Raw genomic sequence first — 20,256 nt, forward strand, 5'->3', positions numbered from 1 at the left:
GTCAGCTGCTACAGAAAGCCGGTTCAAACATTGCGGAACGAGGAATTAGCATGCTGCTGCTAAACCGCGAAGATATTGGACAGTGTGTCAATTTTCCAAGGCTTGTCCAAGCACTCGAAGACGCTCATAAGGCGTTCGCATTGGCCTCGCCAGTGGCTCCACAGCGTCTGATCATCGCTCATGAACGGCAAAACGCTTTTTCACTGTTTATGCCAGCGTTTCTTCCAGCGAGCCAGACGCTGGGAGTCAAGATTTCATCGTTTCATCCCGGTAATGCGGCGCGCGGTTTGTCGGCCGTCAACGGGGCGGTGCTATTGATGGATATTGAAACCGGGCAGCTACTTGCGTTGCTTGACAGCACGGCTCTCACTGCTACCCGTACCAGCGCCATGAGTGCATTGGCGACGGACAAACTGTGTCCGCGCGTGCAGCTCAACTTGGCGGTTATCGGCGCCGGGGCACAAGCTGCCGCTCATATAGAGGCAATAGCCACGATTCGTGAGTTAGGGGAGATCAAAATATTTTCGCGTCGGTTCTACCAGAGTGAATTGCTGGCTGAACGTCTTTCCACTGAGCTGTCGTTGTCGATTACTGCGGTCCGACATATAGATGAGGCGCTCAAGAACGCAGATATCGTATGCACGACGACGTCCCATGATGGTTTGCAGCCTTTGATTAGTGCGCACCAACTGAAGCCATCCGCCCACGTGAATGCTATTGGCGGCAGTTCCAAGCTGGCATGTGAAATCGATCCTGAATTGTTGGCTATTGCCCAAGTATATGTCGATCATCTGGGGGCTGCTCGATGTGAGTCGGGAGAAGTAGCGCAGGCTTTGGCGCGATCCCTTATTGGAGAGAAAGATATCCAGCAAATGAGTGAATTGGTTACGGATAATCCTCCATCTATATCGCTCAAGCGTGGGTTGAGTTATTTCCGCAGCGTAGGGCACGCCAGTCAGGATATGGTGGTCGCTGCTTTTATTTATAGGTATGCAATGGACAATCAGGTCGGCTTTAGCTGTGACTATATGTGTAACTAGCGCCTCGGGTAATGGATGCTCTAAAAAGGTTTGTAACCGACAGGGAAAGATAGGTGTATATGAATATTCTGATGATTGATTCAAGACGAGCGAATTATGTCGATGCTGGTGAATACCCCAGGGAGTCAGCACTAAGGCCATATTTGTTAGAGGTTACATCCAATCCATCCGATGACCAATTAGCTTGGGCGGATGGAGTTGTTGCCTTCCACTCGGTTGTCATCGATAAACCCTTAATCGCCAAAATGCATCGCTGTCGCGCGTTGGTGAAAGCAACCATCGGTGTAGATGACGTCGATATCGAGGCCTTGAGCGCAAAGGGTATCTTGCTTTCCAATATTGGTTCGGTGGGCGTCGAGGAAGTCGCTGAGCATGCGATGGCTCTTATCCTTTCAGCCCAGCGAAAGCTTTTCGATTACGCCGCAGATATTAGGCGAGGTGGTTGGGATTGGAGAGCGCATTCCGGTGAGGTCAAAGCTTGCAGTGATACGGTCTTGGGGCTAATCGGTTACGGGGCGACCGGACGGGCGTTGGCCCATAGGGCGGCTGCCATGGGCTATCAAGTTTGCTATTACGATCCTTGCGTTGAACGATGCGTTGAAGACATTGCGCAAGGTGAATCATTGGAGTCATTGCTTTCCAAGGCAGACGTCATATCGTTGCATCTGCCTCTTACCCCCGACACCCGGCACCTGCTCAACGATAGGTTCTTTTCACGTATCAAGCGTGGCGCAACACTGGTCAATACGGCGCGTGGTGCAATCGTAGATACTGACGCGTTGCTCAGGGCGTTGAAGTCTGGGCATGTTTCAACGGCCATGCTAGACGTCCTTGAGGAGGAACCAGCCCCTCCACAAATGCTTATCGATCATGAGCGCGTAGTGCTGACCCCTCATGCGGCGTTTTACAGCAAACAGTCCCTACTAGAGTTAAAGACCAATGCTTTATCAGCATTACTGGGGCTATTGCGGGGAGAAAGAGTCGACACCGTAATCAATCCAGGTTGCGCACAGGTGGAGGAGAAGGGGTATGCCTGAGTTAAAACTAGCAGATACTGAGTCCTTGAAGTCTGGTTTGCCAGCCTGGTTCGACTTGGCTATAGGGAACAGCATTCTTCAATACGGCCAACGCTTGGCTGCGCGGCAGTTATTGGTCAATACCCTTGGCAACATTGCGATACGTAGCCACTGCCCGTATTGGCGACGAGAGGTGGTTTACACCAAGTATCGAGGAGTGTCGCTGGAAGAGTGTGGTCTTGAGCATCTGGCGGTCTTGGACCTACAGTCCAACAAACTCTTGCATGGTCGTTTTCGCCCCAGTGTAGGACACCAGATGCACCGGGAGATCATGCGTTGCCGCTCCGACGTCAATGCCACTGTGCACCTTCATCCTAACGACGTCATTTCCTTTTTTGCTGTCATGCGATGGCAAGAAATGGAATACGTTTCGAATGACACCGCGCTTGTAATGGGTAAGCCGCCTTGCATCCTTGGTGAAGGTGTCAACATTGAGCTGGACGTGAGCGCCATCAGGCAGTGTGCTCATGACACCAACTGTATTGTAATGCCAGGACACGGCATCACCAGCTTTGGGCGCGACTTATCTGAGGCGTTTCATCGTGCAGTGGCGTTTACTGCGGAAATCACTCGGCTAATTACTAGCCAATGTTTGTCGGCGGCGACAGGTAAATCAGTGTTGTATACCAGCGAAGAACAGGTACGGCAAATGTATGAGCTAGGTGAACAGGTGATTTACGGGAGCCAGCTAAAATGAAGATTAATCAATATATAAGGCGGTCCGCGTCGTGGGAGGCGCCTGAACGCGATCTATCGTCAATTTTGCTGGATTTAAACGAAAATCAGTTTCTAGACGGTTTTCTAACAGAGTTTCTTGCTGCCGAACTAAAGGTGCAGGATCTGTTTACTTATCCAAACTATCAATCGCTGTTGGCCGAGCTGGCAGATTACTGCAAAACTTCGACTGACAATTTGCTTCTGACCAATGGAGCGGATCAGGCGATCGATTTGGTAGTACGCTTACTGTTCTCTCAGGGGGACCGGGTGGTCATCCCTTCTCCGGTGTTTTCCTTCTACTATCAAATGCTCTCCGTGGCTGGCGTCGAACCGGTGATTGTGGGGTTTGAGAGGCAGGCACAAAGTTTTACGCTTTCGACCAGAGTTGTTCTCGATGCTCTGCACAACTGCCAAGGACTGATCCTATGTAACCCCAATAATCCTTTAGGGGTGCGAATTGACACTGAGCAACTGAGGATTTTGATTGAGGCTTGTGTGGAGTTGGACAAACCACTGATTGTTGATGAGTGCTACTTTGAGTATTTACAACATACCTGTCTCGACCTATGCGGAGCCGTTAGGCAGTTGTTTATAATTCGTTCGTTTTCCAAGTATTTCGGTCTGGCGGGGCTGCGCCTGGGTTATGTCGTCACACATTCGGAGTCAATTAACGAGTTGTTGAAAGTGCGAGGGCCGTGGGATGTAAATCACGTTGCCGTGAAGGCAGCCCTTTTCTGTCTGAATAACCGTAAAGCATTGGAGCGAGCCCACTGCGAACTAGCCCGTGTGAAGCGCGAGATCATCGAATTTTCGCGGGCTTATGGAATTGTTGTTTTCGACAGCGAAACAAATTTTTTGCTGCTGGAAGATCAGCGTGACGGTCGTCTCGCGAAGGCTTTCGCCAAGGCAAATATTCGCATATGCGATTGCTCAAAATATCCTCACAGTTTCGGATTGCTTGAAAACATTTTGCGCGTGGTCGTTCCGGCGCCTTCTGATCTCCAGGCATTTAAAATGGCGATAATGCAGGGAGTCGGTGATCAGGAACGCAGGATTGATGGAAAGGAAACCCTTCGGTAGTGAGATCTTTGGTAATAATGACCAATTTGAACAGCAACATGCGCAATGTGGTGGTGCTTCGATTGCTGTTCGTCATGGCGAATGCTTTGGGCCCTTTTGCGGCGTTATTTTTACAGCGTCATTACCATTTCGATAGTTCCGAGGTCGCGGTGGTGATAACACTGATGTCGGTATTTTTTCTTGTCGGAAACTTGTTTGGAGGCGTATTGGTCAAGCATTATTCGTTCAGAATATTGTTGGCAAGTTCATCTTTTTGTTCGTTTGTATGCTTGCTGGGCGCGATGTTGCTTGGGGCGCCGGTTGCATCCGTTGCAACGGTTTTGCTGTTCATGTTCTTTGCAGGGCTGGTTACCCCCGTGTTCAGTCTGTTGACCTCTTTGGCGGCTAACGATAGCAATCGCATCGTTTTTTTTGGGTATCTGCATCTTGCCAGCAATCTGGGGGGAGCCCTGCTATTTGTCATTGGCGGATACTTGCTGGGGCTGGGCAGCGTTTACCTCATTGTTTTTGCTACGCTTGTGAGTCTGTTATGTCTTGCCTCAAGTGTCTCTCTTCGGCTTCCGACAAATCACCATAGCGCTGATGCAACAGTGGAATCCTCGAAGGGGTTGATAGTTAACCTGCCGAGGATTGTGGTACTGGCAGGGGCCATGTTTTTTGCGCTGGCGGTACTGGATGCGCAGCGTGAGTACCACTTGCCTTTATGGCTTACGGAGCTAACGGCAGGTGAGGCAGCGAGCCTGTTCGGTGCGGTAGGTATCGTCAACGCGTTGCTGGTGATATTGCTGACGCAGCCATTAATCGCATTAACATCGCGTTTAGGGCCACTCACAAATTTCGCGCTTGCTGCGATTTTTTACAGTATTGGCTTTGGCGCCTATGCCATCTTCGAACATACGGTCCTGATTCTTTTGTTTGTATTTTTTTGGACACTGGGCGAAATTCTGAGTGTGACCTATATCACTGCCCTCATTTCACAGAAGGTTTCTTTGACTTCCCAAGCTGCGCTTTTTTCGTTTGTGCCGGTTGTGCTGGCTGGCGCGCGAATAGTATCTGTCGGGCTTGGGGCCTCGCTGATTGCGGGTGTTGGTTTTAAATTGAGTTGGGCGTTTTATGGCGGACTGGGTATCGTATTAGGAGCAATCTTTTTTTGGATTGGCGCTCGATCAAAGAAATTATCGCGACGTAGCGGGGCAGAAGCTAAAGGTACAGTCTGAAATACGCTTCCAAATCCTTAGAAGAAAACGGGCCATTTCGAACGTTGAGATTGAAAATTGAGGACTATCTATGCGATCAGAATACGATGCGGCCTGGGTTGAACGCGCTGCGCAAGCCTATTGGCGTAATACCGATACATTTAAGACCGTCGAAGACGATCATCGACCGAAGTTCTATGCCTGCTCCATGTTGCCTTATCCATCGGGAAAGCTGCACATGGGGCATGTACGCAACTATACGATCAACGACATGTTGGCGCGTCATTTGCGGATGAAAGGTTTCAATGTGTTGATGCCGATGGGTTGGGATGCCTTTGGATTGCCGGCGGAAAACGCGGCGATGAAGTCCGGCGTTTCACCCGCGCAGTGGACACAACTGAACATTGCCGACATGAAGTCGCAAATGCAGCCGCTGGGATTTGCCTTCGATTGGTCGCGGGAGGTCTCCACTTGTGATCCGCAGTATTACAAGTGGAGCCAGTGGTTTTTCCTCCAGTTGCTGGAAAAAGGTGTTGTCTATAAACAAACCCAAACCGTGAATTGGGACCCGGTCGATCGAACGGTTCTGGCCAACGAACAGGTGATCGACGGTCGGGGATGGCGTTCGGGGGCAGTCGTTGAAAAGCGCGAGATCCCTGGGTATTACCTACGCATTACTCAATATGCCGAGGAGTTGCTCGGCGCGATCGACACATTGGATGGCTGGCCGGACAGGGTGCGCGCCATGCAGCGCAACTGGATCGGCAAGACGACGGGTGTGCGCCTGGCATTTTCCCACCAGATACGAGACGTTGCCGGGCGACTGATCGAAGGAGGTGAGTTGTGGGCGTTCACGACGCGAGTCGACACGCTGATGGGGGTGACGTTCTGCGCCATCTCCCCTGAGCATGTCCTAGCTAAGCGAGCCCTGGAGCTCAACCCCGATCTTGAACCATTGATGACGGCGTGTCGGAACAAGGATTTTGACGAGGCGCTTGGCAAATTGGGTGTCCCTTGCGGTTTCAAGGTTGAGCATCCGTTGAGCAGGGAGCCTATCGAGTTATGGATAACCAACTATGTACTCGATGAATATGGTGAGGGTGCGCTGATGGGGGTGCCCGCCCACGATGAGCGTGATTTCGAATTCGCTCGGCAATATGATTTGCCCGTTCGCCAAGTCATCGCCCATGAAGGCGATGTTTACGATCCGCGTAACTGGTCCGATAGCTACGCTCGTTGTGAGGGCCGCCTGGTGAATTCAGGCATATACGATGGGCTATCCGTCGCTCAGGCGGCCCAGGCCATAACCACTGCATTGGTGGAATGTGGGAAAGGTGATCGACGGACTACTTGGCGCCTGCGCGATTGGGGAATCTCTCGACAGCGGTATTGGGGGACCCCCATTCCGATCATCCACTGCAAGCTATGTGGTGACGTTCCGGTGCCTTATTCGGACTTGCCGGTCGTACTTCCTGATGATTGCATCCCGGACGGCAGTGGGAACCCGCTACTTACCCATGACGGGTTTCGCCACGTAGCCTGTCCGTCTTGCTTGGCTCCTGCACTGCGTGAAACCGACACCATGGATACCTTCGTCGATTCAAGTTGGTATTTCATGCGCTATTGCGATCCAGACAATCACGCGTCCATGGTCGGGCCTGGCAGTCGCTATTGGATGCCGATCGATCAGTACATCGGCGGCATCGAACATGCTGTGCTGCACCTGCTCTATGCCCGGTTCTGGACCCGGGCGATGCGTGACGAAGGCCTGGTCGACTTCAGTGAGCCGTTCAAGAGTCTCTTCACCCAAGGAATGCTGCTCCGCGAAAGTTACTCCCGGAAAAAGGCCGACGGCAGCCGCCAATGGTTCTACCCCGCGCAAGTCGCTGTCGAATATGACCACAAGGGCCGCCCGATCAAGGCGATATCGCTGGAGGATGGTTTGCCAGTCGATATAGGCGGTGCGGAAAAAATGTCCAAATCCAAGAACAATGTTGTCGAGCCAAAGGAGATTATCGCCAAGTTCGGGGCCGACACTGCTCGACTGTTCACGATTTTTGCCGGTCCGCCTGACCAGGACACGGTATGGAGTGACAGCGGCGTGGAGGGCGCCTATCGTTTTTTGAGCCGGCTCTGGCGCTTCGCCCACGATTGCGGAGCTCGGTTTGACGCGAGCGATCAGCTTGGGGAGTCTGCCGAGTCGAAACGTGTGCGGCATGAGGTTCATCGTCTGTTGCAGCAGATCAACAGGGACTTCGAGCGGCTGCAATACAACACCGTTGTCTCGGGCGCGATGAAAATCCTCAAGGTGCTTGAGGGTGCCAAGGCCGCGAATCCGACAATTGTTTGTGAGGGTATGGCTATCCTGTTGCAGGTTTTGTATCCGGTAACACCGCACATTTCTCACGTTTTGTGGGGAGAGTTGGGTTATGCGGGCGTTATCCATGACAGTTCATGGCCAATGCCGGACGGGGACGCGCTGACGCAGGACGAAGTAAAGATGGTCGTGCAAGTCAACGGAAAGGTGCGCGGCGAGATCATGATCGAAACCGATGCCGACCATGAGGCGATACGGCTCCGGGTATCGTCCGATGCGCTATTGCACAAGCGTCTGGAGGGGGCTGTCAGGATGGTTGTGGTGCCGAACCGCTTGGTGAATTTTATAGTCTGAGGTCTTGCAAGCTGTCAGTGCAGGAAAAGGCGGATATCGGAATTGCGGGTTCCGCAATTTCCCAAACAATAGAAAAAAAAGCCCCGAACCAGTCGGGGCTTCAAATCGTCGGCTTTGCGGTTAGCTTTTATTCGGTCCGCAAGGGCCGTTTACACGTTTTGATCAGTGGAACTGCTCTTCTTCGGTCGACCCGGTCAGTGCGGTCACCGACGAGGTGCCGCCCTGGATCACGGTGGTCATGTCGTCGAAGTAGCCGGTGCCGACTTCCTGCTGGTGGGCCACGAAGGTGTAGCCTTTGGAAGCGTCAGCGAACTCTTGTTCTTGCAGTTTCACGTAGGCAGTCATGTCGTTGCGGGCGTAGTCGTGCGCCAGGTTGAACATGCTGTGCCACATGTTGTGAATGCCGGCCAGGGTGATGAACTGGTGCTTGTAGCCCATGGCGGACAGCTCGCGCTGGAACTTGGCGATGGTCGCGTCGTCCAGGTTTTTCTTCCAGTTGAAGGAAGGCGAGCAGTTGTACGACAGCAGTTGGTCCGGGTATTCCTTCTTGATCGCTTCGGCGAAGCGACGGGCTTCGTCCAGGTCCGGCTTGGCGGTTTCGCACCAGATCAGGTCGGCGTACGGGGCGTAGGCCAGGCCGCGGGCGATGGCCTGGTCAAGACCGGCGCGCACCTTGTAGAAGCCTTCCTGGGTACGTTCGCCAGTCACGAATGGCTGGTCGTACGGGTCGCAATCGGACGTCAGCAGGTCGGCCGCGTTAGCGTCGGTGCGCGCCAGGATGATGGTCGGCGTACCGGCAACGTCGGCAGCCAGACGGGCAGCGGTCAGCTTCTGCACGGCTTCCTGGGTTGGCACCAATACTTTGCCGCCCATATGGCCGCATTTTTTCACCGAGGCCAGCTGGTCTTCGAAGTGAACGCCGGCGGCGCCTGCTTCGATCATGCTTTTCATCAGCTCGTAGGCGTTCAGTACGCCGCCGAAACCGGCTTCGGCGTCAGCCACGATCGGCGCGAAGTAATCGATGTAGCCTTCGTCGCCCGGGTTCTTGCCGGCTTTCCACTGGATCTGGTCGGCGCGACGGAACGAGTTGTTGATGCGCTTGACCACGGTTGGAACCGAATCCACCGGGTACAGCGACTGGTCGGGGTACATGGATTCGGCGGAGTTGTTGTCCGCCGCCACTTGCCAGCCCGACAGGTAGATCGCCTGGATACCGGCTTTGACTTGCTGCACAGCCTGGCCGCCAGTCAGGGCGCCCATGCAGTTGACGAAATCTTTTTCGGGGCGGAAGGCTGGCTTGGCGCCCTGGGTGACCAGGTTCCACAGCTTCTCGGCGCCCATTTTCGCAAAGGTGTGCTCAGGTTGAACCGAACCACGCAGACGGACGACGTCAGCAGCGGAGTAATTGCGCTTCACGCCTTTCCAGCGCGGGTTTTCAGCCCAGTCTTTTTCAAGGGCTGCAATTTGCTGTTCGCGTGTCAGTGCCATGGAGATAAACCTCGTCGCATAGGTCTGGGGTGGAAAATTCCTGCTCCTGCCGACCAGGGGGTTGGCGTACAAGTCGGTTCAGGCGGGGAGGCGACGGGATGAACGATGGGCTCGAGGGGAAAGTGAGCAGGTAGAGGCGAACTGCGGGCGCATTCGGGCGTCGTGGGCCTTGATACGAACTCAGAGTGATGCCGGGTTACCTAGTTACGCTTCCGTCCCTCGGGACAACTTCGTTCCAGTCGCAACCTCGTCAAACACACCTTGTGGGCGGTACAGACACGAATCGGCTCGCAGGGTAGTTGCAAGCGTCGACCCGAAGGCCCTTGCCAGGGCCCCTGATTAGCGGGAGCGAGGCCATCATGCCTTCGGTTTTTTGGCTCGTCAAACGTTTTGTAGTGCTTTTTTTCAAGCACTACATCTTTGGTCTAATACGACTCATCAGTCAGTTTTTGGTGCTTTAGTTCAGGGTGTCGACCTTGACCCGCAAAATCATGTCGTCCCGGCCTTGGGTCGAGTAGCTGCGGGTCAGGCCCTGTTTATCGGCTTGCGTCTGGCGATTTACGCCGGCCAGGGTGATCCATTCGCCCAGGCGACCGCTGACGGTTGTGTCGGTACTTTGTACGTTCACTACATCGGGACGTTCCTGGCTCATGCGGTCACGGTTGGTACTGATGTTCAGATGAACGGTCTCGCCAGTGACGCTGGCCGTCACATAAAAACCTTGGGTGACGTTGCGGTATTCGGTCTGGCTTTGCAGGCGGCCGTAACTGTCGGTCTGGTTGCTGGTGAACGGCACGCTCTGGCCGACCTGGATCAACGCCGGCTGGCCTTCGCTGGCCTGGATCTGTTGCACGCCACCGTCACGGCTGGCCGTGCCGCGGTTGATGATGCGGGTCTGGCTGGGGGCGGCGCCGTTGATGGAATAGCCCTGGTCGCCCTGCAGGTTGTTTTCGTTGGTATCGACCGTGATCAGCAAGCGCTTGGGGGCGGTGTCCAGTTGGGCCAGGAATTGCCGAAGCTCGGCGATCTTGCCGGGCTCGGCGTTGACGATCAACTGGTTGCCATAGGCGCTGACCTGACCGTCCTTGCCGATGAAATTCTGCGCCACCGGCAGCAGATCCGCGCTGGTTCGGTAGTTCAGCGGCACGATTTCGGTGGCGGCCATGACTGACAGGCTGCAACCGAGCAGCAAGGTGGTCAGCAGGGTACGTAGGGACATGTCCATTTCTCCGCGAGACAAAGGCTAGATATTGCCAGTTTGTCGGCCCCGGATGGGGCAAGTTGAATGGTAGACGGCAAAACGCCCCGGCATCGATGGATGGCGGGGCGTTTTTGGGCGTTGCATCATGTTGTTGCATGCTGCCTTTGTGGCGAGGGAGCTTGCTCCCGTTGGGCTGCGCAGCGGCCCTCGTTTTTTTGGGGTCGCTGCGCGACCCAGCGGGAGCAAGCTCCCTCGCCACAGAGTATTGTGTTGCTGCTTCCAGCGGTGTTCAGGCCGAATGACGGACCATGTCCACATGAGGAATTCCGGCCTCCAGAAACTCCTCGCTCACCACCGTAAACCCCAGTCGCTCATAGAACGGCGTGGCATGCACCTGCGCGCTGAGCATCTGTTGCTGGAGACCGCGTTTCTCGGCCTCGGCGATCACCGCGTGCATCAGCGCATCGCCCACCTTCAGGCCGCGCCAATCCTTGAGGACCGAAACGCGTCCGATGTGGCCGTCGACCAGGAGGCGTGCGGTGCCGATGGGAAAGTCGCCTTCGTAGGCCAGAAAATGTACCGCTTCCTGGTCATCCGAATCCCACTCCAGCTCCGGTGGCACGGATTGCTCGGCAATGAACACCGTTTCACGAATGCGCCGGATCTCGGCGTTATCCTTTTGCCAGTCTGCGACACGAACGTGAATTTTACTCATCGGCGAACCCCAGGCTGCCTTGTTTGACCAATTCGCAGATCAGCCCGCGACCGTCTTCATCGGCCAGCCATGGCCCGAGGTTCTCGATGTGCAGCGCGTCGGCGGCGCAAATCATCTTCAACAGGTCACGCAGCTTGCCCGGCAGGTAACGGCTCTGGCCGCTGGCGAACAACAGCAGGTCATCATCGACTTCCGACCAGGCGAGGCGGGCGCTCGGGTTGCGGATGATCACCGCGCCCTGTTCCAGGCCGGCCAGCAGGTCGTCCTCTTCCATCTCCGGACCGACCACCAGTTCCGGGTAGCGCGGCTCGGTCATGAACTGGCCAAACCAGGTCAGCAACAGGCGTTCGTCGCTCATGTGCTCGGCCAGCAGGCCCTTGAGTCGGTCGAGGGCGTCGTGCTGGATCTGATGCGGATCGGCGACAGGTCGCGCATCGGCGTCGGTGTAGCGCTCTTCGTCAGGCAGGAACTGGCTGAGGAAATCGGTGAAATGTGTCAGGACCTCGGCCGCGCTCGGCGCGCGGAAACCCACCGAGTAAGTCATGCAATCATCCACGGCGACGCCGCAATGGGCCAGGCGTGGCGGCAGGTAGAGCATGTCCCCCGGTTCCAGGACCCACTCGTCGGTGGCTTCGAAATCGGCGAGGATGCGCAAGTCCGCGTGCGGCAGCAGCGGGCTCTCGGAGTCGCACATCTGGCCGATTTTCCAGTTGCGCTTGCCATGGCCTTGCAGCAGGAACACGTCGTAGTTGTCGAAATGCGGGCCTACGCCGCCACCGGGGGCGGCGAAGCTGATCATCACATCATCGATGCGCCAGCTCGGCAGGAAGCGGAAATGTTCAAGCAGTTCGCTGACTTCCGGGACGAACTGATCGACAGCCTGTACCAGCAGGGTCCACTCGCGCTCCGGCAGCTTGCTGAATTCGTCCTCGGCGAACGGGCCGCGACGAAGCTCCCACGGACGCTCGCCGTGCTCGATCACCAGGCGCGACTCGACCTCTTCTTCAAGCGCCAGGCCAGCCAACTCGTCGGCGTCGATCGGGCTTTCGAAGTCAGGGATTGCCTGACGGATCAGCAGCGGTTTTTTCTGCCAGTAGTCGCGCAGGAACTCCCGTGCCGTGATGCCGCCCAGGAGTTGCAGTGGAATATCAGGATTCATGTGTAACCTATTGAAAAAATATACTTTTCAGACGCGAATAAAAACGCCCGGCGCGGCCGGGCGTCTCAAAGATGAAGCGGTGTATCAGATGCGCTTGGCTTGTGCCGCTGCGTTGCCGATGTAACTGGCCGGTGTCAGCTTCTTCAGCTCAGCCTTGGCCTCGGCAGGCATGTCCAGGCCATCGATGAAAGTCTGCAGCGCTTCAGGGCTGATGCCCTTGCCACGGGTCAGTTCTTTGAGCTTTTCATACGGGTTTTCGATGTTGTAGCGACGCATGACGGTCTGGATCGGCTCGGCCAGGACTTCCCAGCAGGCGTCCAGGTCAGCGGCGATTTTCTGCTCGTTCAGTTCCAGCTTGCTGATGCCCTTGAGGCTGGCCTCGTAGGCGATGACGCTGTGGGCAAAACCCACGCCCAGGTTGCGCAGCACGGTGGAGTCGGTCAGGTCGCGCTGCCAGCGGGAAATCGGCAGCTTGCTCGCCAGGTGTTGAAACAGCGCGTTGGCGATGCCCAGGTTGCCTTCGGAGTTTTCGAAGTCGATCGGGTTGACCTTATGCGGCATGGTCGAGGAACCGATTTCGCCGGCAATGGTGCGCTGCTTGAAGTAACCCAGGGAGATGTAGCCCCAGATATCACGGTCGAAGTCGATCAGGATGGTGTTGAAGCGGGCGATCGCATCGAACAGCTCGGCGATGTAGTCGTGCGGCTCGATCTGCGTGGTGTACGGGTTGAAGCTCAGACCCAGTTCGTCTTCGATGAAGGCGCGGGCGTTGGCTTCCCAGTCGATGTCCGGGTAGGCCGAGAGGTGGGCGTTGTAGTTGCCCACGGCACCGTTGATCTTGCCCAGCAATGGCACGGCAGCAACCTGGGCGATCTGGCGCTCCAGGCGGTACACCACGTTCGCCAGCTCCTTGCCCAAGGTGGTCGGCGAGGCCGGTTGACCATGGGTGCGCGAGAGCATCGGCACGTCGGCGAAGCGGATTGCCAGCTCGCGGATGGCCTGGGCGGTCTGGCGCATCAGCGGCAGCAGCACGTCGTCACGACCTTCGCGCAGCATCAGGGCGTGGGACAGGTTGTTGATGTCCTCGCTGGTGCAGGCAAAGTGAATGAACTCGCTGACGTTGGCCAGCTCCGGCAGCTTGGCGGCCTGCTCCTTGAGCAGGTATTCGATGGCCTTGACGTCGTGATTGGTGGTGCGCTCGATCTCTTTGACGCGCTCGGCGTGCTCCAGCGCGAAATTGTCGGCCAGGGTGTTCAATACCGCGTTGGCTTCGGCGGAAAAGGCCGGGACTTCGCCAACGCCAGGGTGGGCGGCCAGGCGCTGGAGCCAGCGCACTTCAACCAGGACGCGGGCACGAATCAGGCCGTACTCGCTGAAAATCGGGCGCAGGGCCTGGGTTTTGCCGGCGTAGCGGCCGTCTACAGGGGAAACCGCAGTGAGCGAAGAGAGCTGCATGGGGTGTTCTCGGACAGTCGGGCAACGAAATGGGGCGCGTATCATACATGAAAACCAGCGCCGGTCCGTCGCCAACTGACCGGCGTGTTACGCGTAATAAGCTAAAAAACAGGTTGAGGCGACTTATTCGTTGCGCATCAACGGGTAAAGCTCTTTCAACAATTTGCGTCGGCTGATCACCAGTTGCCAGCGATGACCACCGAGCTGTCGCCATAGCCGTGCCGAGCGAATCCCGGCCAACAGCAGGGCGCGAATCTTCGAGGCGTTGTTCGGTTGCTGCAGGTTGCGCATGTCGCCATGGACCTGGATGCGCTGGCGCAAGGTGCTCAGGGTGTCCTGGTACAGCGCACCGCAGGCGGCGATGACGTTTTCGTGGGACGGCCCGAAGTGCTCGACCTGGGACTGGATCTGCGGCAGGCGCTTGCCAATGGTTTCGAGCAGATCGTCGCGCTTGGCCAACTGGCGTTCCAGGCCCAGCATCGACAGGGCGTAGCGCAGCGGTTCGCGTTGCAGGGTGCTGGGGTCGCGCTCCAGGGCGCCGATCAAGGCGCGATAGCCTTCGCGCAGGTTCAGGTCGTCGCCGCCGTAGACTTCCAGCGTGTCCTTGGGATCGCGCACCAGCAAGCTGCCGAGCATGCAGCCCAGGCCGGCTTCGGTGGCCTGGCCGGTCTTGGCAATCCGGTCCACCAGCACGGCGGCGAGAAACACGCCGCCCAGTGCCGTCAATTGCTCCTGGGTCGGCGTCATGCCTTGTTGCTCCAAGGCTCGGCGACTTCGATCACGCCGCCGCCCAGGCAGATGTCGTCGTCATAGAACACCACGGACTGGCCGGGTGTGACCGCGCGCTGCGGATCATCGAACGTGGCGCGATAACCGCTGGCGGTTTTTTCCAGGGTGCAGGGCTGGTCGCTTTGGCGGTAGCGAACCTTGGCCGTCAGGCGGCGCGGCTCGCTGAGGTCGATCGGGTTGACCCAATAGATGTCGGAGGCGAGCAGGGCGCGGGAGAACAGCCACGGATGGTCGTTGCCCTGGCCGACGATCAGCTCGTTGTGCTCCAGGTCCTTGACCAGCACGTACCACGGCTCTTCGCCGGCATCTTTCAGCCCGCCGATGCCCAGGCCCTGGCGCTGGCCGATGGTGTGGTACATCAAGCCATGGTGACGACCGATGACTTCGCCTTCCGTCGTCTTGATCTCGCCCGGCTGGGCTGGCAGGTATTGCTTGAGGAAATCGCTGAAGCGACGCTCGCCGATGAAGCAGATCCCGGTCGAATCCTTTTTCTTGGCGGTGGCGAGCTGGTGTTTCTCGGCGATCGCGCGCACTTCGGGCTTTTCCAGTTCCCCCACCGGGAACAGGGTCTTGGCGATCTGCTCGCCGCCGACGGCATGCAGGAAGTAGCTCTGGTCCTTGTTCGGGTCCAGGCCCTTGAGCAGTTCGGTGCGGCCGTCGATATCGCGGCGGCGCACGTAGTGGCCGGTGGCGATCAGGTCGGCACCGAGCATCATGGCGTAATCAAGGAACGCCTTGAACTTGATTTCGCGGTTGCAGAGGATGTCCGGGTTCGGCGTGCGCCCAGCCTTGTATTCGGCCAGGAAATGCTCGAACACGTTGTCCCAGTATTCGGCGGCGAAGTTGGCGGTGTGCAGCTTGATGCCGATCTTGTCGCATACGGCCTGGGCGTCTGCGAGGTCGTCCATGGCGGTGCAGTATTCGGTTCCGTCGTCTTCTTCCCAGTTCTTCATGAACAGGCCTTCCACCTCGTAACCCTGCTCGATCAGCAGAAGGGCGGAAACGGAAGAGTCCACGCCGCCGGACATGCCGACTATGACGCGCTGTTTAGGGGTATTCGAAGAGGCTGGATCACGCATAGGAATTCAATGTGTGTCTTGAAAAAGGACGCGATTCTATCAGGCCCGGGCGCGCAAGGCTAAAGAGAAGGGCGGATCAGCGACAGGCTGTGGCGGTGGCCGGCCAGAAAATCGTCGATACAGCGGATAATCAGCTCGCTACGCCAGCGGTCGCGCTGTTCGAGCAGTTCGTCGCGGGTCAACCAATGGGCGCCGAGGATGCCGTCGTCCAGTTGATATTCCGGGTGGTGTTTCAAGGCTTTGGCGGCGAAGCAGACTCGCTGGTAGGTCACGCCGTTGCTCGGGGCTGTGTAGAGGTAGATGCCGGTGACGCTGGTGGGCTCGACGTCCCAGCCGGTTTCTTCGAGGGTTTCGCGTATGGCGGCTTCGATGAGGGTTTCGTTGGGGTCCAGGTGGCCGGCGGGTTGGTTGAGTACCGCGCGTCCGCCTTTGGATTCTTCCACCATCAGGAAGCGGCCGTTGTCTTCGACGAGGGTGGCGACGGTGACGTGGGGGTGCCAGTTCATAAGGTTCTTCTTTTCTCAGATTGGGTGCCGACCCGGTGGAAGTAAGCTTGTTCGTGATAGCGGTGGGTCGGTCAATATTAAATGAACGACGGATCGCAGTCCCGAACAAACTCCCACACGGGTGCTTACGTTCTCCTTGTTAACGACGCGGGTCTTAGATGTAAATACCAGTACCCCTTCGATGGCCTATGGTCTGGGCGCTCCTTAAAGAGCCATGCATATCGCATTCGGAAAGGATCTGTCGAGGTATTCAAAATCTCGGATGTCACAAAGTTTGCTCGTGAATGATTCGATGGTGATGGTTACCTGCTTCCTTGATGTGTCGTGGTCGAATTTGACGACGGCGGTTGCTTCCGAGAAGCCGTCCTTTATAGTCAGGGTTGTTACGCCAGGTGGATAACCCTTGTCCGGCGTGAGGTAGAAGTCGGTGCCCGGTCCTGGAAAACCCCTGCCGTGTCGGTCAACTTTATTCATTTGTCCTGGAGGCGATTCTTGATATACGTCACCCCCCGAAAAATAGAGGTTGACGTTGGATAAGAAAGAGAATTTATCCGTGGTTCCGATAACAACTTGGGAGGCTTTTTCTTTGGGAGCAGGATGTACGGGGTCGTTTGAAGGATGTTGAATGACCGGGTGGCCAATCAGATGCTCGAGCTGCCTGTTGGCCTTATCTGTCTTTTGGCTGGCTTCTGTACCTGGTTCTAGCATTTCCAACTGAATGAGCATTGAAAAGTCATCGAAGATGAAAGGGGGAGTGCTAATGCGGGCACCTGGAGAGCTGGTTGAGTAGATGACTTGATTTCCGAACTTATTTAAGTTGAATCTGTACACGGTGTGGGGGCTTTTAAATATTAGCTCTTGGGAGGAGGTGTTGTAGCTATAGGTTTGTCCATGGTCGTTTTGGCGAGTATCTATAGAGCAGTGTATGGAGAACGTATCGGTGAATTCCTCTGCTTTAAGGTATTCAAAAGGCTCATTAAGGCCCAACCTCCTACACAGGGCGGGAGATCCTACTACTAGACGTTGATTGCTCCAATTTATAATGGTGAAAGGTATTTGAGCGTTCCTGGGAACTTGCGCATTTTTTTTCATGGTGGGTTTCCTCTGGGTGTGCGAGTCAGGCGATGAGTTTTCAGCGCGTACTGTAAAAACTCAAACCTTGTACAAGGATTGATATCACTGCATAGGCGATCAACCGACTCATCCAAACCTTCAATAGGGCATGCTCACAAAGTTTTTTGATTGAAAACCATACGCTTCCAAAAAAGTAGAAATATTTGAAACCTGTTCGTTCGTGAGGGTTGGTTTTAGCGAAATCACAGTCGTGGGGAAGACAGCTACCGGACTGTATTATTGGTATGTGTCTATCTCCGTCACGGTGAGGGTAGCGAAGGATTCAGCCGTTGTGGCCTGTCAGAGTTGACAGTGAGCTATATTCTTTCGCGATCAAAATGCATGGCATAAGGGATAAATACAGAGGTTGGAGCCATGCCAGAATGGTGATTTGCGTTTTTGTAACTAAATCCATATTTAAAAAACACAAACCCCGGCACAAGGCCGGGGTTCGTGGTGCTTCCTTACAGCCTTACACCAGCGCAGCAATCGCCGCGTTGAAGGTGGTGCTTGGGCGCATGGCTTTGCTGGTCAGCTCAGGGTTGGCGAAGTAGTAACCGCCGATGTCCACTGGCTTGCCTTGGACGGCATTGAGTTCGGCAACGATTTTTTCTTCGTTGTCGGTCAAGGTCTTGGCCAGGGTCGTGAACTGAGCCTTGAGGGCTGCGTCGTCGTCCTGGGCGGCCAGTGCCTGGGCCCAGAACAGGGTCAGGTAGAAGTGGCTGCCGCGGTTGTCGATGCCGCCGACCTTGCGCGAAGGCGATTTGTTGCGGTCCAGGAACTCGCCAGTGGCCTGGTCGAGGGTCTTGGCCAGCACCAGCGCTTTAGGGTTGTCGTAGGTCACGCCCAGATGTTCCAGGGAGGCGGCCAAGGCCAGGAACTCGCCCAGGGAATCCCAGCGCAGGAAGTTTTCTTCCAGCAGTTGCTGGACGTGCTTGGGTGCCGAACCGCCGGCGCCGGTTTCGAACAGGCCGCCGCCGTTCATCAGCGGCACGATTGACAGCATCTTGGCGCTGGTGCCCAGTTCCATGATCGGGAACAGGTCGGTCAGGTAATCGCGCAGCACGTTACCGGTCACCGAAATGGTGTCCTTGCCTTCGCGGGTACGGCCCAGGGTGAACTTCATCGCGTCGACAGGCGACATGATGCGGATGTCCAGGCCGGAGGTGTCGTGGTCCTTCAGGTAAGCCTGGACCTTCTCGATCATCACGCCATCGTGGGCGCGCATCGGGTCCAGCCAGAAGATCGCCGGGGTGCTGCTGGCGCGGGCACGGTTGACGGCCAGCTTGACCCAATCCTGGATCGGCGCGTCCTTGGTCTGGCACATGCGGAAGATGTCGCCAGCCTCGACGTTCTGCTCCAGCACGGTGCGACCGTTGTTGTCCGAGACACGGACTACACCGTCAGCCTTGATCTGGAAAGTCTTGTCGTGGGAGCCGTACTCTTCGGCTTTCTTGGCCATCAGGCCGACGTTCGGCACGCTGCCCATGGTGGTTGGGTCGAAGGCGCCGTGTTGCTTGCAGTCTTCGATCACCGCCTGGTAGATGGTGGCGTAGCAGCGATCCGGGATCACGGCCTTGGTGTCGTGCAGCTGGCCGTCGGTGCCCCACATCTTGCCGGAGTCACGGATCATGGCCGGCATCGAGGCGTCGACGATAACGTCGCTCGGCACGTGCAGGTTGGTGATGCCTTTGTCGGAGTTGACCATCGCCAGCGCCGGACGAACGGCATAGACCGCCTGGATGTCGGCTTCGATCTGCGCCTGCTGCTCGGCCGGCAGGGCCTTGATGCGGGCGTACAGGTCGCCGATGCCGTTGTTCAGGTTGAAGCCGATTTGCTCCAGTACCTGGGCGTGCTTGGCCAGCGCGTCCTTGTAGTACTCGGCGACGATCTGGCCGAACATGATCGGGTCGGAGACCTTCATCATGGTGGCTTTGAGGTGGACCGACAGCAGGACGCCTTTTTGCTTGGCGTCTTCAATTTCAGCGGCGATGAAGTTGCGCAGGGCGTTTTTGCTCATGACTGCGCAATCGAGGATCTCACCGGCTTGTACGGTGGTCTTTTCCTTCAGGACGGTGGCAGTGCCGTCCTTGGCGATCAGCTCGATTTTCACGCTGCCCGCGGCGTCGATCAGGGCGGCTTTTTCGCTGCCGTAGAAATCACCGGTGCTCATGTGGGCCACGTGGGACTTGGAGTCGGCAGCCCAGGCGCCCATCTTGTGCGGATGCTTGCGTGCGTAGTTCTTGACCGACAGCGGCGCGCGGCGGTCGGAGTTGCCTTCGCGCAGGACCGGGTTCACGGCGCTGCCCTTGACCTTGTCGTAGCGGGCGCGGACTTCTTTCTCGGCGTCGGTGCTGACGGTTTCCGGGTAGTCCGGCAGCGCATAGCCCTGGGCCTGCAATTCCTTGACCGCGGCCTGCAGTTGCGGCACCGAGGCGCTGATGTTCGGCAGCTTGATGATGTTGGCTTCAGGCGTGACGGCCAGGTCGCCCAGTTCGGCGAGGTGGTCGGCTACGGCTTTGTCACCCAGTTGCTCGGGGAAGCTGGCCAGGATGCGCCCTGCGAGGGAGATATCGCGGGTTTCCACGGCGATATCGGCCGAAGCGGTAAAAGCTTCGACGATCGGCAGCAGCGAATAGGTGGCGAGGGCAGGCGCTTCGTCGGTGAAGGTATAGATGATCTTCGAGCGGGTGGGCATATTCGGATTAACTCTCTTCTTTGCTAAAGCATGCGCAGAAACTCGAGGGGCGCCGGGTAAGCGCGTTCGTTCAAAGTCATCCGTGAGCCGAATGTCGAGGTTTCTTCGCGGTGATGTTGGGTGCATCAGTCGAGCGTCAAGCGGTTGGGCCGCGGTAACGGACCGGCTTTCAAGCAGGCGGAAAGTCTCGTGATAGAGCCATCAGCCGTCGTGACCCTGTGGTCAGCGGCGGCATTATACATAGGTAGCTGGCGATCTGCCGACGGTTCATAG

16 protein-coding genes are annotated in these 20,256 nt (G+C 56.6%); 6 read left to right on the forward strand and 10 right to left on the reverse strand.

Features of this window, described 5'->3' with window-relative positions:
- Positions 1–50: 50 nt before the first annotated feature.
- From HU742_RS09130 to leuS, 6 genes are all read left to right on the forward strand, one after another.
- Positions 51–1,040 (forward strand): ornithine cyclodeaminase family protein, encoded by a 990-nt coding sequence (locus HU742_RS09130; RefSeq protein WP_186642276.1) that lies wholly within the window; start codon positions 51–53, stop codon positions 1,038–1,040.
- 59 nt (positions 1,041–1,099) lie between these two features.
- Positions 1,100–2,077: a C-terminal binding protein gene (locus HU742_RS09135; protein ID WP_186642277.1), complete on the forward strand. Its 978-nt coding sequence runs from the start codon at positions 1,100–1,102 to the stop codon at positions 2,075–2,077.
- Entirely contained in the window at positions 2,070–2,813 is a 744-nt protein-coding gene (locus HU742_RS09140; protein WP_186642278.1) for a class II aldolase/adducin family protein, read from the forward strand. Before HU742_RS09135 ends, HU742_RS09140 begins: the two co-directional genes overlap by 8 nt.
- Positions 2,810–3,913 (forward strand): pyridoxal phosphate-dependent aminotransferase, encoded by a 1,104-nt coding sequence (locus HU742_RS09145; RefSeq protein WP_186642279.1) that lies wholly within the window; start codon positions 2,810–2,812, stop codon positions 3,911–3,913. Before HU742_RS09140 ends, HU742_RS09145 begins: the two co-directional genes overlap by 4 nt.
- Before the next feature lie 17 nt (positions 3,914–3,930).
- Positions 3,931–5,130 (forward strand): MFS transporter, encoded by a 1,200-nt coding sequence (locus HU742_RS09150; RefSeq protein WP_186642280.1) that lies wholly within the window; start codon positions 3,931–3,933, stop codon positions 5,128–5,130.
- A 70-nt stretch (positions 5,131–5,200) separates the two neighbouring features.
- On the forward strand, positions 5,201–7,780 hold the full coding sequence (leuS, locus tag HU742_RS09155) for a leucine--tRNA ligase (RefSeq protein WP_186642281.1): 2,580 nt from the start codon (positions 5,201–5,203) through the stop codon (positions 7,778–7,780).
- A gap of 162 nt (positions 7,781–7,942) precedes the next feature.
- Here leuS and aceA read toward each other — a convergent pair whose 3' ends face one another.
- The 10 genes from aceA to HU742_RS09205 all read right to left on the reverse strand — a co-directional run bounded on the left by aceA (position 7,943) and on the right by HU742_RS09205 (position 19,983).
- Positions 7,943–9,268 carry an isocitrate lyase gene (aceA, locus tag HU742_RS09160; RefSeq protein WP_186637679.1) on the reverse strand — a complete coding sequence of 442 codons (1,326 nt, stop codon included), beginning with the start codon at positions 9,266–9,268 and terminating at the stop codon, positions 7,943–7,945.
- 457 nt (positions 9,269–9,725) lie between these two features.
- Positions 9,726–10,487 (reverse strand): secretin N-terminal domain-containing protein, encoded by a 762-nt coding sequence (locus tag HU742_RS09165; protein ID WP_186637677.1) that lies wholly within the window; start codon positions 10,485–10,487, stop codon positions 9,726–9,728.
- 271 nt (positions 10,488–10,758) lie between these two features.
- Positions 10,759–11,184: a GNAT family N-acetyltransferase gene (locus HU742_RS09170; RefSeq protein ID WP_186642282.1), complete on the reverse strand. Its 426-nt coding sequence runs from the start codon at positions 11,182–11,184 to the stop codon at positions 10,759–10,761.
- Complete coding sequence (locus HU742_RS09175; RefSeq protein ID WP_186637673.1) at positions 11,177–12,343, reverse strand: ribosomal protein uL16 3-hydroxylase; 1,167 nt, start codon at positions 12,341–12,343, stop codon at positions 11,177–11,179. The genes HU742_RS09170 and HU742_RS09175 overlap by 8 nt, the downstream gene beginning before the upstream one ends.
- 84 nt (positions 12,344–12,427) lie before the next feature.
- Positions 12,428–13,798 (reverse strand): adenylosuccinate lyase, encoded by a 1,371-nt coding sequence (gene purB, locus HU742_RS09180; protein WP_186642283.1) that lies wholly within the window; start codon positions 13,796–13,798, stop codon positions 12,428–12,430.
- Positions 13,799–13,921: 123 nt separating this feature from the next.
- The gene (hflD, locus tag HU742_RS09185; RefSeq protein WP_186637671.1) at positions 13,922–14,545 is read right to left on the reverse strand and encodes a high frequency lysogenization protein HflD; all 624 of its coding nucleotides are present in this window, start codon (positions 14,543–14,545) and stop codon (positions 13,922–13,924) included.
- Positions 14,542–15,666 (reverse strand): tRNA 2-thiouridine(34) synthase MnmA, encoded by a 1,125-nt coding sequence (mnmA, locus tag HU742_RS09190; RefSeq protein ID WP_186637669.1) that lies wholly within the window; start codon positions 15,664–15,666, stop codon positions 14,542–14,544. Before mnmA ends, hflD begins: the two co-directional genes overlap by 4 nt.
- A 59-nt stretch (positions 15,667–15,725) precedes the next feature.
- Complete coding sequence (locus HU742_RS09195; protein WP_186637667.1) at positions 15,726–16,172, reverse strand: NUDIX hydrolase; 447 nt, start codon at positions 16,170–16,172, stop codon at positions 15,726–15,728.
- A gap of 204 nt (positions 16,173–16,376) precedes the next feature.
- Positions 16,377–17,264, reverse strand: coding sequence for a hypothetical protein (locus HU742_RS09200; RefSeq protein WP_186637660.1), 888 nt, complete (start codon positions 17,262–17,264; stop codon positions 16,377–16,379).
- A 493-nt stretch (positions 17,265–17,757) separates the two neighbouring features.
- Complete coding sequence (locus HU742_RS09205; protein WP_186642284.1) at positions 17,758–19,983, reverse strand: NADP-dependent isocitrate dehydrogenase; 2,226 nt, start codon at positions 19,981–19,983, stop codon at positions 17,758–17,760.
- Between the last annotated feature and the right edge of the window lie 273 nt (positions 19,984–20,256).

This window comes from Pseudomonas marvdashtae, assembly GCF_014268655.2.
GTDB lineage: Bacteria > Pseudomonadota > Gammaproteobacteria > Pseudomonadales > Pseudomonadaceae > Aquipseudomonas > Aquipseudomonas marvdashtae.